Origin of the sequence: Amycolatopsis sp. WAC 01375 (assembly GCF_003947325.1) — a bacterium.
In the GTDB taxonomy this organism is placed as follows: domain Bacteria; phylum Actinomycetota; class Actinomycetes; order Mycobacteriales; family Pseudonocardiaceae; genus Amycolatopsis.
Genome location: NZ_QHHW01000013.1, coordinates 75443 through 93013 on the forward strand (window position 1 = coordinate 75443; position 17571 = coordinate 93013).

The window sequence follows — 17571 nt, forward strand, 5'->3', positions numbered from 1 at the left end:
AGGCAAATGTGGCGAGTCCGTGAAGGCCTCCTTTCCTGTTCTCAGGGCAGGAAAGGAGGCCTTCGCGAGCTTTCCCGGCTCGCGGCTTCCGGCGCACGCGCTACGGGGTGGTCGTGAGTGGCGATTCGGGTTAGAACACGATTCGCCACTCACGACCCCGACCGAAACGTCCCTTGCAGACAGTCCGGGGGTGCGTCCGCGGAACAGCCGGGTCAGGTCATCGCGACCAGGGTCCGCCGCTTGCCCGTGAACGGCTCGCGTCCGTGCGCCATCAGCATGTTGTTGATCACCATGATGTCGCCCGGCCGCCACGGGAACGCGTAGCTGACCTCGTCGTACGCCGTCTTGATCGTGTCCAGGTCCGCTTGCGGGATCGGCGAGCCGTCGGCGAAGAACGCGTGGCGGGGCAGGTCCTCTTCGGGGTACAGCTCCAGCAGCGCCTCGCTGACCTCCTCCCCCAGGCTCGAGACGTGGAACAGGTTGGCCTGGTTGAACCACACCGTCGCGCCGGTGTGCGGTTCCTCGACAAAGGACGGACGCACGTGCCGCGTGCGCAGGCCCTCGTCGGTCCACTCGTACGTCTGCCCGTTGCCGGCGCAGTAGTCCTCCACCGCCTGGCGGTCGTCGGTCTGGAACGCCTCCTGCCAGGTCAGCCCGAGGCCTTCGCGGAACGCCCGTGCGTAGGTGACGCCGCCCGCGAACCGCTCGCGCAGGTCCGGCGGCAGCAGGCGGTACATCGCGCGGCTGTCGGCGATCGGCGTCGCGCCGCCGGTTTCGGCCGCCGTGTCGCACAGGAAGAACAGGCGGTCCGGCCAGTGCGCCGAGTACGAGTTCTCGTTGTGCATCGGGATCGACTCGGCCGCCGGGTACTCGGTCGAGGTGTAGATGTTGCCCGAGACCGCCGACCGCGGCGTCGAGCGTTCCGTGTACGTCAGCAGCGAGCCACCGATCTCCTCGGTGACCTGGTTGAACACCGCCAGGTCGGCGGGCATCCCGCGCAGCAGGATCGCGCCGTGCTCGCGCAACCGGTCTTGCAGCGCTTCGCGATGCGCGCGCACCCAGTCCAGGCCCGTGGCCGCGTACACGGTGAGTTTCGTGTGTTCGTTGCCCTCGATGTGACCGAGGTTCGCCGCGAGTTCGGCGGTCATGACTCCTCCAGTTCGAATCGGATCAGCTTGGCGGCCTCGGCATGCAGCGCGGCGAGGTCTTCGGTGTCGGCGAATCCCGCGGCGAGCACGTTCACCGCGTAGATCTCCTGGTCGTCGGTGAGCAGCTGGCCGGGGCGCACGATCGTGACGACCTCCAGGACCTCGGGCAGGCCGGCGACCTCGTCGGTGCCCTCGACGCGGACCAGCCGTCCGGTGCCCTCGGCGTAGAAGATCAGGTAGCCCACCGGCACTGGCAAGCCCGCACCTCGCGCGGGCGGTGGCGTGCCGAGTGCCAGCGACACGGCTTCGGCGATGACGTCGATGCCGGTCGCGAGCTTCAGCAGCACCGGCTGGGCGCCGCCTGCCGGGCGGCCCGCGTTCACCTCGACGATCGTCGGGCCCAGCTCGGCGTCGTCGATCAGCTCCAGGTGAGCGCAGGTGTTGTCCAGGCCCAGCGCGAGCGCGGCGGCCGTCGCCGCCGCGAACAGCCGTTCGGTGTCCTCTTCGGACAGTTCGAGTGGCGGGCAGACCATGCCCAACTCGAACTTGCGCTCGTCGATCAGCGGCTTCTCCACCACGGCCACCGGTTCCGCGACGCCGTCACGCACCAGGACGTCGACCGCGTACTCCGGGCCGCGCAGCAGGCCTTCCACGAGGAACACCTTCAGCGGGTCGATGGACCCGACGAGCCGGTGGTACCGGGCGTCCTCCGACAGCGGCAACCGCTCGGCCAGCAGCCGATACGCCGCGGCCAGTTCGTCCACAGTGGACACCGTGCGCACGAGATTGCTCGCGGCGCCGTTCACCGGCTTGATGATCGCCGGGAGCCCGACCGCCGATGCCACCGACGCCGCCTCGGCAGCCGACGAGATCAACGCGCAGCGCGGCCCCGGCAATCCGGCCGCGGCCAGCACCTGCCGGACCGCGAACTTGTTGTGCGTCATGGTGAACACCGATGCCGGGCAGCGCGCGACGCCGAGCAGCTCGGCCGCGCGGGCGACGCTCGCGATGATCCCCTCGGCGGCCGTCACCACCCCGGCCGGATGCGCGGTCCGCGCCCGGATCGCCTCGGCGACGGCTTCGGCGTCACGAACGTCGTCGACGAAAACGAAGCCGTCCACCAGTTCCGCCAGTTGTGCCTGCTCGGCCGGTTCCAGGGGCTGGGTGACCAGCTCGGCCCCCAGCCCGGTCGCGCGCACGGCGGCCACGAAGTCGGCGATCCACTGTCCTGTGGTCTCGCAGACCACGAACGCGGTGCTCACACTACCTCCAGTTCGAGCCGGACGAGCTTGCTCGCCTCCGCGTGCAGGGCGGCGAGGTCGTCGTGATCGGCGAACCCGGCCACGACGAGGTTGACCGCGTAGGTCTCCTGTTCGTCGGTGAGCACCTCCCCCGGCGAGACGGTGGTGACGACGTCGATCACCTCGGGCAGCTCGGCGATCTCGTCGAGCCCGCCGATGCCGGTCAACCGCCCCGAACCGGCCGCGTAGAGGATCAGCATGCCCAGCGGGATCGGCAGTTTCGCCGGTTCCCGCACCGGCGGCGGAGCGTCCACCGCGAGTGCCGCGAGCTCGGCGAACACGTCGATGCCGGTGCGTAGTTTCGCCAGCAGCGGCATGATCGACCCGGCAGGTCTGCCCGCGTTGACCTCGACGATCGTCGGGCCGCGGTCGACGTCGTCGATCAGCTCGACGTGAGCGCAGGTGTTGTCGAGACCCAGCGCGCGGACGGCGGCGACCGCCGCCGCGGTGACCAGCTCGGCCCGGTCGGCGGTGAGCCCGGCGGGCGGGCACGACAGCGCCAGCTCGAACTTCCGCTCGTCGATCAGCGGCTTGTCGAGGATCTCGACCGGCTCGGCCACGCCGTCGCGGATCAGTACGTCCACCGCGTACTCCGGGCCGGACAGCAACCCTTCGACCAGGAACGTCGCCGACGGGTCCAGTGTCCCCAATGGACGGTGGTAGCGCGGATCCGCCGACTCGGGCAGTCGCGCGGCCAGCAGCTCGTACGCGGCCGCCAGTTCGTCCACAGTGGACACAGCGCGGACAAGATTACTGCCCGCCCCGTTGACCGGTTTGACGATCGCCGGGAGCCCGACCGCCGAAGCGACCGACTCCGCCTCGGCGGCCGACGAGATCAGGGCGTGCGCGGGTCCGGGCAACCCGGCCGCGGCGAGGGCCTCCCGGACCGCGAACTTGTTCGCGCACAAGGCGAACACCGAAGCCGGGCAGCGTGCCACCCCGAGCAGCTCCGCGGCGCGGGCAGTGCTCGCGATGGCGCCGTCCGAGCCGGTGAAGATGCCGGCCAACGCGCCGCCGTCGATCTCCCGGACCTTCGCCGAGACGGCTTCCGGATCGTGGACGTCTTCGAGCGCGACGACGTCGTCCACCACACCGTCCAGCGCCGCCCGTTCGGCCGCGTCCATCGGCGGGGCCAGCAGCACCACGCGGTGCCCGGCCGCCCGGATGGCAGGCGCGACTTCGCCGACCCAGTGCCCGCGGGCCTCCCTGACCAGCACTGCCGTACTCATTCGGCTTCCTTCCCCGCGAGCTTGCGCTCCCGTTCCTGCGCCCCCACCAGATCGTCGGGAAGCGAATCGGGCACTTCGGTGTCGAACCGGCGCAGCCGCCGCATCGAGAACCCGCCGACGTTGATCAGCAGCAGGAGCAGCGCGAAGACGACATAGGCGAGCCCGATGCCCCGGGTCTCGCCGGTGCCGAGCACGGCGCCGACCGATCCGGTCAGCGCGCCGCCGGGCGCGAGCAGCGGCGAGAACCAGCCGACGGCCAGCGGCGCCAGCACGGCGAACCCGATCGGCAGCGTCGACCACGTGATCGTCTGGTTGATCGCGAACACCCGGCCGTGGAACCGCTGCGGCACCTTGACCTGCACCAGCGTCGCGTAGATGCCCTGTGACACGGACATCGCGGCGGCCAGGAGGAACACGCCCGCCGCGACGACGATCAGCGACGGCCGGAGGCCCATCACCAGGCAGCCGAGCGCGATCCCGACGTTGCCGACGAGCACGCCGACCATCCGCCGGTGCCGCGGGCCGCCCCACAGCGCCATCCCGATCCCGCCCACGACCGCGCCGACGGCCTCGGCTAGCGCCACCTGCGCGACGTCGGTGACCGAACCGAACGACAGCACGAGCGGCGAGAGCAGCACCAGCGCGGGTGCGAGGAAGACGTTCGCCAGCGCGAAGTACAGCAGCATCGTGCGGAAGCCGCGGTGGTTCCACGAATACCGCAGCCCGCCCGCGATCGCCGTCAGCAGCGGTTCGCGCGGACGCCAGCCCATCATGTCCGGGAACCGCACCAGCAGCAGGCCCACGATCGCGAACACGTAACTCGCCATGTCCAGGATGAGGATGCCGGACAGCTGGATCGTCGCCAGCAACCCGGCCGCGAGCACCGGCATCAGCAGCTGGGCGAAACCGGTGGACAGCTGCGCGAGACCCATCGCGTGCCCGAGGTACTGCTTCGGCACCAGCTGCGCCACCGACGACTGATAGGCGATGCGCTGGAACGAAGCCGCCACCGACCCGAGCGGGATCAGCACGTAGAACAACCACAGCTGGACGTGCCCGGTGATCAACAGCAACGCCAGTATCAGCTGGATCCCGCCGGCGACGCTGCTGGCCGCGATCATGATCCGCCGCCGGTCGCCGCGGTCGACCAGTGCGCCCGCCACCGGCAGGACGAGCACGCCGAACAGCAGCGCGAGCGCCCACAGCAGGCCGAGGTCGGCGACCGAGCCCGTGCGGGTGTAGAGCCAGATCGGCACCGCGAACGACGTCAGCGCCGAGCCGGTCGAGGACACCAATTGCCCGATCGTGATCGTGACGAACCGGGCCATGCTCGGCCGCACCGCGGGTTTCTCGTCCACTTCTGCCCGGTGGGTCTCGTGCACCGCCCAGGCCGCGTCTTCGCCGCGGACCCGGACGTCGAGTTCGCCGGGATCGTCCAGCGCCGGGTGCACGCGCGTGACGATCTCCGCGAGTTCTTCGGCCCGATAGCGCAGGAAGAAGTGCCCGGCCTGGTCGAGCACCACGAGCCCGGTGGTGTCGGTGAGGAACTCCCATTCCCGGTACCGCTCGGCGTAGTAGTCGGTGACCGGGTCCTCTGAGCCGACCACCGACACGATCGGCGCGCGCAGCTTGGCCACACGGTCGTCGAGCAGGCCGCTGAAGTACTCCTCGGCGGCACGGCTGTCGGCGCGCATGTTCGTGATGATCCGGTCGGCCTGCGCCGGGTCGAGGTCGTCGGTGTCGACGCCCATGCCCTTGAGCCAGTTCGAGTAGTACCGGTTGCTGCGCAGCTTCTCCAGCCTGGCGCGCAGCGTGCCCACCGGACCCTTCATGCGGGCGAACGGGAAGATCGCGCCGATGTAGACGACTTCCAGCTCCCTGCCGCGCTCTTCGAGCAGCCGGGCGACGGCGACGGCGAGTGCGTTGCCGACACCGCAGTGGCCGTAGATGGCCAGCGGGCCGTCGACGCGGTCGAGGATCTCGTCGGCCAGCCGCTCGACCAGGTCGTCGAAGGGCAGGGCCTCTTCGGACAGTCCGACGTCGTGGCCGGGGATGGCGACCGAGTAGAGCGAGTAGCCCTCCGGGAGCGCGTCGGCCAGTGGCTGGTAGACGATCGCGCTGCCGCCGCCGTAAGGGAAGCAGACGTAGGTCAGCGTCCGCTGCGTCGTCGGTTTGGTCAGCTCGTACAGCAGGTGCCGCGGCCGGTCGGTGGCGTCACCGTCCATGAAGGACGCCAGCTCGCGGATCGTGCGGTGCTGGAACAGGTCCATGACGCCGACCTGCCCGGCACCCGCCTTGCCGATCCGCGCCACCACCTGGGTGGCCAGCATCGAGTGGCCGCCGAGGTCGAAGAAGTCGTCGTCGACGCCCAGTTCGTCCACCTTGAGCACGTCTCGCCAGATTTCGGCCAGCAGGATCTCGACCGGGGTCGACGGCGCGACCAGTTCCTTGGTCGCGTCCCGGGAGGCGACCGGAGCGGGCAGCGCCTTGCGGTCGAGCTTGCCGTTCGGGGTGAGCGGCAGCTCGTCGAGCGCGACGAACGACGGCGGGACCATGTAGTCCGGGAGGCTCTGCTTGAGCGCCGTCCGCAACTCGCCGGGCTCGGCGTCGCCGACGACGTACCCGACCAGCCGCTTGTCCCCCGGCGTGTCCTCGCGGACGATCACGGCGGCGTCGCGCACACCCGGCTGGGCGCGCAAGGTCGTCTCGATCTCCCCCAGTTCGATGCGGAGGCCGCGCAGTTTGACCTGGTGGTCGATCCGGCCGAGGAACGCGATCGTCCCGTCCGGGCGCCAATGGGCCAGGTCGCCGGTGCGGTACATCCGTCCACTGTGGAACGGATCGGGCACGAACCGCTCGGCCGTCAGTTCCGGGCGGTTGTGGTACCCGAGGGCGAGGCCGACACCGGCGATGTGCAGTTCGCCGGGTACTCCGACCGGGCATGGCCGCCCGGCGGGATCGAGAACGTAGATCCGGATGTTCTGGATCGGCGCCCCGATCGGCACCGACGCGACCTCGGCGAGCGCGGCGGGCGTGCAGTGCCAGGCGGTGACGTCGATGGCGGCTTCGGTCGGGCCGTAGAGGTTGTGCAGCTCGCAGTCCGGCAGCCGCCGGACGAACTCGCGGGCGGCGTCGAGCGGCAGTTCCTCGCCGCTGCACACGACCCGCCGCAGCGCCGTGCAGGTCTCGACGCCTTGCTCGGCAAGGAAAAGCGTGAGCATCGACGGCACGAAGTGCGCGGTGGTGATGCCTTCGGACGCGAGCAGCTCACGCAGGTACGCGGCGTCCTTGTGGCCGCCGGGTTCGGCGAGCACGAGCCGCGCGCCGGTGATCAGCGGCCAGAAGAACTCCCAGACCGACACGTCGAAACCGGCCGGGGTCTTCTGCAGCACCGAATCGGTGCCGTCGAGGCGGTACGCGCGCTGCATCCAGTCGAGCCGGTTGACGATGCCGCGGTGACCGTTGGGCACGCCCTTCGGCTGCCCCGTGGAGCCCGAGGTGTAGATGACGTACGCCGGGTCTTCCGGTCCGGCGAGCGGCTCGGGCGGGATGCCCGGCTGCCCGGCCGTCTCGGCAAGGTCATCCAGGACGACGACCGTCGCGTCACCCGGCGGCAGCGTTTCGCGCAACGCCGCCTGTGTCAGCACGACGGGCGCGGCCGCGTCCCGCAGCATGAACGCCAGCCGTTCGGCCGGATACTCCGGGTCGAGCGGGACGTACGCGCCACCGGCTTTCAGCACGCCGAGGAGCGCGACGACCAGCTCGAACGACCGCTCCGCGAATACACCCGTGAGCACGCCCGGCCCGACACCGAGCCCACGCAGCCGGTGCGCGAGCCGGTTGGCCCGCTCGTCCAGCTCTCGGTAGGTCAGCGACGCGCCGCGGAAGGTCACCGCGGGCGCGTCCGGCGTCCGGGCGGCCTGCTCCTCGACGAGCGTGTGCAGCGTGGTCTGCGGGAAGTCGGCCGTCGTGGCGTTCCAGCGCTCCAGGACGAGTTCGCGCTGCCCGGCGTCGAGGATGTCCAGTTCGGACAGTCGCCGGTCCGGGTCGGCGACGATCGAGCGCAGCAGCGTGACCAGCCGCCCGGCCATCCCGGCGACCGTGTCCGCGGTGAACAGCGCGGTGTTGTGCACGAACTTGCCGATCAGCCCGCGTTCGACCTCGATCGCGTGGAACTCGAAGTCGAACCGGGTCGCGGGCAGGTCCATCGGCAACCAGCGGAAGTCCACAGCGGACTCCCCGGCCGCGCCCATCCGGCCCATCTCGTAGTTCTGCAGTACGAACATCGCCTGGAACACCGGCGAGCGGCTGACGTCGCGGGGCACGCCGAGCGCGTTCACCAGCCGCTCGAACGGGACGTCGGCGTGGTCGAACGCGTCCAGCACGTGCCGCCGGGTGCGTTCGAGCAGCTCGGCGAACGTCGGGTCGTCCGCGAGCTGGGCACGCAGGGGCAGCATGTTGATGAACATGCCCGCCACGCCCTCCAGCTCGGGCAGGCCGCGCCCGGCCGACGACGAGCCGATCGCGAAGTCCTCCTGGCCCGAGTACCGCGCCAGCAGCACCTGGTAGGCGGCCAGCAGAGTCATGAAGAGCGTGACTCCGTGCCCGCGGCTCAGCTCGCCGAGGGCACGGGCGAGGTCGCGCTCGACGAAGAACTCATGGATCGCGCCGTCGAAGCTCTGCTTGGCTGGCCGGGGCCGGTCGGTGGGCAGCTCCAAGGGCTCGACCCCGGTGAGCTGTGCCTTCCAGTGCTCCAGTTGCCGGTCGAGTTCGCCACCGGTGAGCGTGCGGCGCTGCCAGTGCGCGAAGTCGCCGTACCCGATGCTCAGCGCGGGCAGCTCGGCCGCGCCGCCGGTGCTCAGGGCGTGGTACTGCGCGGCGAGGTCACGCAGCAGCAGGTCGACCGACCAGCCGTCGCCCACGATGTGGTGCGTGCACAGGACGAGCAGGTGCTCCTCGTCGGACACCTTGGCCAGGGTCGCGCGCAGCAGCGGGCCCGTGGCCAGGTCGAACGTCTCGGCCGCGGCGGCATCGACGGCGGCACGGGCCGCTTCCTCGGTTCCAGCGTCCACAATGGACAAAGTGACGGTGACCGCTGGTTCGATGTGGACGGTCGGCTGCCCGTCGTCCCCTGCCGGGAACCGCATCCGCAGCGCCTCGTGCCGCGTCGGCAGAGTGTCCAAAGCGGACTGGAGCGCGGCGACGTCAAGCCTGCCGGTCAGCCGGATCGGCACCGGGATGTGGTACGACCCGGTACCCGGCGCGAACTGCTCCATGAACCAGACACGTTCCTGCTGATAGGACAGCGGGACGACGGCATCGGCGGGGCGCGGCGTGATGGTCGCGGCCCGCTCCGTGCGCCGTCGCAGCCGCTGTTCGAGCAGGGCTCGGCGCGCGGCCGCGCTACTGGTTTCGTCGATCGCGGTCATGAGATCTCGCCTTCGGCCAGCTGACGCTGGACCTCTTCGTCGCTGAGCTGGTCGAGGTCTTCGGCGAGGCGCCGCTCGATCTCGGCGGCGAGCCCGGCGACGGTGGTGAGGGTGAACAGCCCCCGCACCGGGATGTCGACTTCGACCTGCTTGCGGATCCGGGACATCGCGCGGATCGCCAGCAGCGAGTTGCCGCCGCGGGCGAAGAAGTCGTCGTGCGCGCCGAGGTCGTCGACGCCGAGCAGCTCGCCGAGCACCTCGGCGACGAGTTCTTCGGCCGCGGTCCGTGGTGCGACGTACGCCGGCGCCTCGCCGGGTTCGGGATCCGGCAGCGCGGCCCGGTCGAGCTTGCCGCTGGCCGCCATCGGCAGCGCGTCGAGCGTCACGAACCGGGTCGGCACCAGGTAGTCCGGCAACGTCTTCCGCAGGGCGTCGGCCGCCCCCTCGGTGCTGCCGACGACATAGCCGACGAGCGTGTCGCCGCGGACCGCCACGGCCGCGTCCCGCACCTCCGGCAGCTCGCGCAGCGCCGCTTCGACCTCGCCGGGCTCGATGCGGTAGCCGCGCAGCTTCACCTGCTCGTCGACGCGGCCGAGGTAATCGAGCGTGCCGTCACGGCGCCAGCGGGCGAGGTCGCCGGTCGCGTACATCCGGCCGGACGGACCGTCGGTGAACTTCTCCGCGGTCAGCTCCGGTAGCCCGAGGTAGCCGCGGGCGAGCTGCGGCCCGGCAACGTACAGCTCTCCCGGGACGCCCGGCGGTACCGGCTGCCGCCGCTCGTCGAGGACGTACACCCGGGTGCCGGGCACCGGGCGGCCGATCGAGACGGGTCCGGACGGCAGCGCGCCCCCGGGTTCGATCCGGTGCACGACGCAGCCGACCGTGGCCTCGGTCGGGCCGTACTCGTTGACGACGAGCGTGCCGGGGTGGCGGTCCCGCCACGGCTGGACGGTCTCGGCGGTCAGCGCTTCGCCACCGAGCACCAGTTCACCAGTGGGGAACAGCTCCTCGGCGAGGACGGCGAGGTGCGTCGGGGTCGCCTTGACGAACGTCGGGCGGCCGCCGTCGACCACCGCACCCCCGGCGGTGAGCGTGCCGAGCAGCGTCGTCACGGTGAGGTCGAACGACGGCGACGTGTGCAGCAACGCCCGTCCGGCCAGGCCGGGATATGCCTCACGCGCCCACGCCAGGTACGTCTCCACCGCCCGGTGCTCGACCTCGACGCCCTTGGGCCGCCCGGTCGAACCCGACGTGTAGATCACATAGGCGACGTCGGCCGGCCCGGCCGCCGGTTCCGGGTCCTCGGTGGCCGCGGCGGACCACTCGCCCGGGTCGTCGAGGGCCAGCGTCTTGGTGTCCAAAGTGGACTCTCCGGTGACCAGCGCGAACGGGACACCCGCGTCGGCGAGGATCAGTGCTTGTCGCGGGGCCGGGTTGTCCGGGTCGAGCGGGACGTAGGCCGCGCCGCTCTTCAGTACCCCGAGCACGCCGGTCAGCAGGTCCGCCGAGTTCGGCACGCATACGCCGACGGCGGTGCCGGGACCGGCGCCCAGCTCACGCAGCCGGTGTGCGACGCGGTTGGCTCGCACGTTCAGCTCAGAGTACGTCAGGCGAACTCCGCCGAAATCGACGGCGGGCGCGTCCGGGGTCCGCCGGGCCTGGTCCTCGAACCTGGCGTGCACCGTCTCGGTGTCTGAAGTGGACACTGGGTTCCAGCTTTTCAGGACCAGTTCACGCTCGGCGTCCGACAGCAGCGGCAGATCCGCGACCGACTGTGCCGGATCGGCGACCGCCGCGGTCAGCAGCCGCACGTAGCGCTCGGCCACGGCTTCGGCGGTCTCGCGGTCGAACAGGTCGGTGCGGTAGACGAGCCTGCCGTCCACGGAGGTCAGGTCGATCGCGATGTCGTCCTTCGCGGTGGCCGAGCGGATCGGCTCCAGCCCCGAGTCGGGCAGGAAGTTGAACCCGAGCTGATATACCGGCTGCACACCGGGATCGCGTTCGGCCACGGCCGCCTCGGCGACCGCCTGGAACGGCACCTGGCTGTGGTCGATCGCCTCCAGCAGCGTGGTCCGGACCCGGCCGACCAGCTCGGTGAACGCGGGCGCGCCCGAGCAGTCCACCCGCACGGCCATCTGATTGACGAACATGCCGATCAGGTCGGCCAGCTCGGGCAGGTCGCGGCCGGCGACCGGCACGCCGACGACGACGTCGTCCACTCTGGACAGTCGCGACAAGAGTGCCGCGTACCCCGCCAGCAGCACCATGAACGGCGACGCCGAGAGCTCCCGGCCCAGCTCGCCGACCCGGTCGATCAGTCCGTCCGGAAGGTCGAAGTACACCTGGTCCCCGGCGAACGTCAGCTCCGCCGGTCGCGGCCGGTCGGTGGGCAGGCCGTGCACCGGCGGCAGCCCGGCGAGCTGCCTCCGCCAGTAGTCCAGCTGTTCGCTGGAGGTTTCGAGCTGCCCGCGCTGCCAGGCCGAGTAGTCCGGGTACTGGATGGACAGCTCGGGCAGCTTCGGCTCGCGGCCCTCGAACACGGCGTCGCACGCCTCGCCGAGCTCGGATCCCAGCACCAGCACCGAGGCGGCGTCGAACACGGTGTGGTGCACGACGAACGTGAGCACCCACTCGTCGTCGGCCGTACGGCACACCTGGGCCCGCCACGGCGGCGGCGAGTCGAGCGGGATGGCCTCGCGCGAAACATCACCGACGAGTTCGGCGAGCCGGACACCGCGGGCGTCAGCGGGCAGGTCCCGCAGGTCGTGCACCTCGGGCTCGATCGGCACCTCGGCGTGCACCACCTGCACGAGCGCGCCGCCGTCCATCCGGAACGACGTGCGCAGCGCCTCGTGCCGCCCGACGATGACACCGAGCGCGGCGCGCCACTGCTCCGCGGTCAGCGGGCGGTCCAGCCGGGCCTGGCAGTGCAGGTTGTACACCGGGGACGCCGGGTCGAGCTGGCCGGACAGCCAGATCCGCTCCTGCCCGAACGAGGCCGGGAACGTCCATTCCTTCGTGTCGCTCATGATTTCCTGTTCAGTGAGAGGTCAAGCGAAAGTGGCGTCGTGGGTCCAGGTGGTCGTGAGTGGCGTTTCGGGTTCTAACCCGAAACGCCACTCACGACCCCTTCACCGCTTCAGCGCTCGAGCTTGGGGATGGTGGTCCGGGCGGATTCGGCCGGCGCCTCGGCCTTGTCGGCGCGCAGCTCCTCGATCCGCTCGACCAGAGTGGCCACTGTGGACGCTTCGAACAGCGTCTTCATCGCCAGCCGCGTGCCGGTGGCCTTGCGCACCTGGGCGATGAGCTGGATGGCGACCAGCGAGTTGCCGCCGAGGGCGAAGAAGTCGTCGTGGACGCCGATCTTCTCCACGCCGAGCAGCTCGGTCCACTGGCGAGCGATCTCGGCCTCCAGGTCGGTGCGCGGGGCGACGTAGTCGTCATCCGACACCTTCACCGATGCTTCGTCGGGCTCGTCCAGCTCGTCGACGCTGACCTGGCGCTCGATCAGCTCCCGCACCGGCAGGGTGGTGATCACCACCTGCCCGCCGAGGCCGGGGGCCAGCGCCCGGACGAACGCCTCGGCGCCGTCCACCGGCCGGATCCCGGTCGACACCTGGTCCACAGTGGACATTGTGCGCTCTGCGGACGTCGCGGTCAGGCCGCCGCCGACGGCGTCCTGATCCACCTGCCGCAGCACGAAGTCCTCGATCGTGACGAGCACGCGGCCGGTCTCGTCGCACAGCGAGAGGTCGGCCGCCACCACCTGGTCGCCGCCGGAGTCGCGGTAGCGCAGGTGGCTGCGGAAACTCGCCGGGAGCGCGTCGTGCACGACGATCCGGCCGTAGCTCATCGGCAGATAGGTGCCGCTCCCCCGGCCTCGACCGAACGCGGTCGCGACGTCGAGCAGCGCCGGGTGCAGCCCCCACGCGCCGGTGTCGCCCGCCGCCGCGTCGGGAGCCGTGATCGTGGCCAGCTCCTCCTGTGCGCCGATGCGGTGTTCGCGCAGCGCCGCCCAGCGCGGGCCGAAGGTCACCATGCTGGTGCGGCCGGTGCCGAAACCGTGCCCGTCGTCGATCGGCTCGGTCCGCGCGGTCACCGCTTCGATGTCCACAGTGGACGTCGTCTCGGCCGCGACCCATCCGGCGGAACCGCGCACGTGGGTCCGGCTCGCGCCGGCGACGTGGCTGGTCACAGTGAAGTCGTCGCCGTCGAACTCCACGCGGTACTCCGCGGTGGCACCGTCCGGGACGCCGAACGGCTCCAGGAACGCGACATCTCGCAGCTCGACGACGTGCCCGTCACCGGGCTTCGGCAGCGCCGCGGCCACCGCCGCTCGGACGGTCTCCAGGTGTCCCGTGCCCGGCACCACCGGCACCCCGGCGATCCGGTGCTCGTCGAGCAGCCAGTGCGTGGCCGCCGAGACGAGCCCGTGCGCGCCGTCCTCGGTGCGCGTGGTGAGCACGGGGTGCTCGACCGGGCCGAGCGACCGCGACCGGGCGGTGCGGATCGTGGTCGGAGCGGCCACTTCCGCGGCCATGCCGACCTCGTCCCAGCCACCCCAGGCGTGCGACACGAGCCGCGCGCGCCAGCCGTGGTTTCCCCGCGCGTAGGCGTCGAGGAAGTTGTTGGCGGCGCAGTAATCGACCTGTCCGATGCCGCCCGCCACCGCGGTGATCGACGAGCACAGCGCGACGAAGTCCATCGGCAGGTCGGCGAACGCCTCGGCCAGAGCCAGCGTCCCGGCGATCTTCGGGGACAGCACGGCCTCGGCCGCGGCTCGCTCCTTCACCTCGGCGACGCCGCCGCCGGGCAACCCGGCGGCGTGCACGATCCCGTCGAGGCCGCCGAACTCGCGCTCGGCCAGCTCACGGACCTCGCGCAGGCGCGCCGCGTCGGTGACGTCCGCGGCGGCGACGTGCACCACCGCGCCCGCGGCCTCCATCCGCCGGACGGCGAGCATCGTGCGCCCGGCACGGTCGGAGCCGCCGTGCGCGGCGAGGTGCGCGTCCCACTCCGCCCGCGGCGGCAGCCCGGCGCGGGAGAGGAGCACGAGCTTCGCCCGCACCCGGCGGGCGAGGTCCTCGGCGAGCGTGATGCCGATGCCGCCGGTCCCGCCCGTGATCAGGTACCGGCCACCGTCCCGCAACACCGGCTCGGCGGTCGCGGGCAGTTCGAGCTGGGTGTAGTCCAGGACCCAGCGGCGGCCGGAACGCAGCGCGACCTCGGCCGCCGCGTCGGCCGGGCGGAACAGCTCGGCGACGGCATCGGCCACGTCGATGACGTCGATCCGGCGCACCACCGTGCCCGCGACCTCCAGCGGCACCACCCGGGCGATGCCGGCGAGGGTCGCGTGCTCGGGGCGGGTCAGGTCGGTGCCGGTGACGTCGGCGGTTCCGGTGCCCAGCACGTCGATCCGCACCGGCTCGCCCCAAGCCTGGACGAGGTTGAGCAGGCTGAAGAACCCGTGGTCCTGTGCGGCCATGCCGCGCTCGTCCCCGGCCAGCGTCCAGGCGTGCACGATCCGCTCGGGCCGGGCGGGCAGCGCGGCCACGAGCGCGTCGTAGTCCTCGCGCACCCCGGGCCGGACGGTGAAACCGGTCTCCGTCGCGGCGAAACCGTCGCCGGGTCGCACCTCGGTGACCGTCACACCCTCGTCGCGCAGCAGACCGGGCACGACGTCGTCAGCGGCGAAGACGAGCGCGTTCGCGAAGGGCTCGCGTCTCAGGTCCGGTTCCGCCTGCCGCCACGCCGGGACCGCGAACCACTCGGACAGGGGCAGCGGACCGCTTCGCCGCACGGGCTGGGTGGCCGTGGCCGGGTCCGGATCGACCCAGTACCGCTTGCGCGCGTACGGGTAGCCAGGCAGCGGTACCCGGTGGCCGGGCGCGCCGAACATCCGCGGCTCCAGGGAAACCCCGTTCGTCCACAAGAGACCGGCCGCGCCATACAGGGTTTCGACGTCGCCGATGCGCTCGGTGCGGCCCGGCAGGCTCGGCTGCGGTGCGGGCATCCCCTTCGGAACCTGGCCGCGGGCCAGCCCGGACAGCTGATGACCCGGGCCGCATTCGACGAGCGCCCAGCGCCCGCCGCGCGCGAACAGATTCTTGACGCAGTCGCCGAACCGGACGGCCTGACGCAGGTGGGAGGCCCAGTAGGCGGGGTCGGTGGCCTGGGCGTCGGTGATCCAGTCGCCGGTGACGTTCGACAGGAACGGCAGCGCGGGCGCGGTGCGGGCGACGGCGGCGACAGCGGCGGTGAACTCGGCGAGGATCGGGTCCATCATCGGCGAGTGGAAGGCATGCGAGGTCACCAGCTCGCGGCACTGGACGCCGCTGGCCTTGAGTGTCGCCGCGAAGTCCGCGATCGCGTCGGACGGCCCGGCCACGACACACGTGCCGGGACCGTTCACCCCGGCGACCGCGAGGGCGCCCGGCAGCCGCGTGCTGACGCTCTCCTCGTCGAGCTGGACGGCCAGCATCGCCCCGGCGGGCATCGACTGCATCAGGCGGCCGCGCGTGGCGACCAGGTTCAGCGCGTCCGGCAGGGTGAAGACCCCGGCGACGGTGGCGGCGACGTACTCGCCGACCGAGTGACCGATCATCGCCGCGGGCCGCACGCCCCAGCTCTGCCACAGCTTCGCCAGCGCGTACTCGACGACGAACAGCGCGGGCTGGGTCACGCGGGTTTCCCGCAGCGCCTGCTCGCCACCGCGCCCGAAGATCAGGTCGCGCAACTCCGGCAGCTCGGATTCGAGCAGCCGCAGGCACTCGTCGACGGCCGCGGCGAACACCGGCTCGGCCTCGTACAGCTCTGCGCCCATCCCGGCGTACTGGGAACCCTGGCCAGGGAACAAGAACGCCACGTTCGTCTCCCCGGCCAGTGCGGACACGAGCCGCCGGGAGTCCCGCAGCCCGTCGACCGCGTCCTCGGAGTCACGGGCGACGACGACCGCGCGGTGCGGGTACTCGGTGCGCCCGGCGGCCAGGGTGTGGGCCACGTCGGCGAGGTCGAGGTCGACGTCTCCGGCCAGCCGCTCGGCCAGCCGGTCGACAGCGGCCGAGAGCGCTTCGGCGGTATTGGCCGACACCCGCAGCAGGTGCGCCGGATGCGGCGTCCGGGTCCGCTCGAGGACCGGCGCCTCCTCCAGCACGACGTGCGCGTTGGTGCCGCCGACGCCGAACGAGCTGACGCCCGCCCGCCGCGGTGCCTGGCCCGCCTCCCACTTCGTCACCTCGCGCGCCGGGTAGAACGGGCTCGCCGGGAAGTCGATACCGGGGTTGGGTTCGTGGTAGTTGATGGTCGGCGGGATCAGCCCGTGCTCCATGACGAGCACGGCCTTGATCAACGAGACCACGCCCGCCGCCTGCGACAGGTGGCCGATGTTGGACTTCACCGAGCCGATCGCGCACCAGCCGGTGTCCGCGACCCTGTCTCCGTACACAGTGGACAGTGCGGTGATCTCGATCGGGTCGCCCAGCGCGGTTCCGGTGCCGTGCGCCTCGACGTAGCCGACGGTGCGCGGGTCGACACCGGCCATGCCGACGGCCTGCGCGACCGCCTCGGTCTGTCCGGACACGCTGGGCGCGGAGAAGCCGACCTTGGTGGCGCCGTCGTTGTTGATCGCGTTGCCCAGCACGACGGCCCGGATGTGGTCGCCGTCCTCGATCGCCTGCGACAGCCGCTTCACCAGCACGACTCCGACGCCACTGCTCCACACCGTGCCGTTGGCGCCGGCGTCGAACGCGCGCACGTGGCCGTCCGGTGAGGTGAAGCCGTCGACGCCCATGTAGCCGACGCCGTGCGGCATCTCCACGTTGACCCCGCCCGCCAGCGCCATGTCGCACTCGCCGTTGCGCAGCGCCTCGCAGGCCAGGTGCACCGCGACCAGGGACGTCGAGCAGGCGGTGAACACCGCGAGGCTCGGGCCGCGCAGGTTGAGCTTGTACGACACCGAGGTCGTCAGGTAGCTCGGCTGGTTGCCGGTCGAGATGCCGATACCGCCATGCTGCGAGGCGAGGAGCCGCTCGTTGCGCATCAGGTTCTCGGTCAGGTATCCGGTGCCCCCGGACCCGCCGTAGACGCCGATCGCGCCGTCGAACCGGGCCGGGTCGTAGCCCGCGTCGGTCAGCGCGGCGTGGCACGACTGGAGGAACAGCCGATGCTGCGGGTCGGTGATCTCGGCCTCACGGCTGGTCATGCCGAACAGCTCGGCGTCGAACTCGTCGAAGCCGTCGACCACGGCGGTGGCGTTCACCCAGCTCGGATCGTCCACAGTGTCCGGTGCGGCGCCGCGGGCGATCATCTCCTCGCGGGTGGCGGGCACGATCGACTCGACGCCGTCGACGAGGTTGCGCCAGAACTGCCGCGCGTCACGCGCGCCGGGCACGCGAATGTCGAGTCCGACGATCGCGATCGGTTCGGCTCCGGGATCGCCGGTGCCGGTTTCGGGGAGGTGGTTCAC

Annotated in this window: 6 protein-coding genes; all 6 read right to left on the bottom strand. The window is 71.5% G+C overall.

Going from position 1 to position 17571, the window contains the following annotated elements; translation table 11 throughout:
* Positions 1 to 212: 212 nt before the first annotated feature.
* Positions 213 to 1148, bottom strand: a complete 936-nt coding sequence (locus DL991_RS04725; protein WP_125781310.1) for a TauD/TfdA family dioxygenase — start codon at positions 1146 to 1148, stop codon at positions 213 to 215.
* Positions 1145 to 2410 carry an ATP-grasp domain-containing protein gene (locus DL991_RS04730; protein WP_125781312.1) on the bottom strand — a complete coding sequence of 422 codons (1266 nt, stop codon included), beginning with the start codon at positions 2408 to 2410 and terminating at the stop codon, positions 1145 to 1147. Before DL991_RS04730 ends, DL991_RS04725 begins: the two co-directional genes overlap by 4 nt.
* Positions 2407 to 3678 (bottom strand): ATP-grasp domain-containing protein, encoded by a 1272-nt coding sequence (locus tag DL991_RS04735; RefSeq protein WP_125781314.1) that lies wholly within the window; start codon positions 3676 to 3678, stop codon positions 2407 to 2409. The genes DL991_RS04730 and DL991_RS04735 overlap by 4 nt, the downstream gene beginning before the upstream one ends.
* Entirely contained in the window at positions 3675 to 9107 is a 5433-nt protein-coding gene (locus DL991_RS04740) for a non-ribosomal peptide synthetase/MFS transporter (RefSeq protein WP_125781315.1), read from the bottom strand. The genes DL991_RS04735 and DL991_RS04740 overlap by 4 nt, the downstream gene beginning before the upstream one ends.
* Entirely contained in the window at positions 9104 to 12136 is a 3033-nt protein-coding gene (locus tag DL991_RS04745; RefSeq protein ID WP_125781317.1) for a non-ribosomal peptide synthetase, read from the bottom strand. The genes DL991_RS04740 and DL991_RS04745 overlap by 4 nt, the downstream gene beginning before the upstream one ends.
* Positions 12137 to 12246: 110 nt before the next feature.
* Entirely contained in the window at positions 12247 to 17571 is a 5325-nt protein-coding gene (locus DL991_RS04750; RefSeq protein WP_125781319.1) for a type I polyketide synthase, read from the bottom strand.

What these genes read in the sequence shown, in the direction of transcription:
- DL991_RS04745 (WP_125781317.1), bottom strand. Translation starts at nt 12,136, where the DNA reads ATGAGCGACACGAAGGAATGGACGTTCCCGGCCTCGTTCGGGCAGGAG.
- DL991_RS04740 (WP_125781315.1), bottom strand. Translation starts at nt 9,107, where the DNA reads ATGACCGCGATCGACGAAACCAGTAGCGCGGCCGCGCGCCGAGCCCTG.
- DL991_RS04725 (WP_125781310.1), bottom strand. Translation starts at nt 1,148, where the DNA reads ATGACCGCCGAACTCGCGGCGAACCTCGGTCACATCGAGGGCAACGAA.
- DL991_RS04735 (WP_125781314.1), bottom strand. Translation starts at nt 3,678, where the DNA reads ATGAGTACGGCAGTGCTGGTCAGGGAGGCCCGCGGGCACTGGGTCGGC.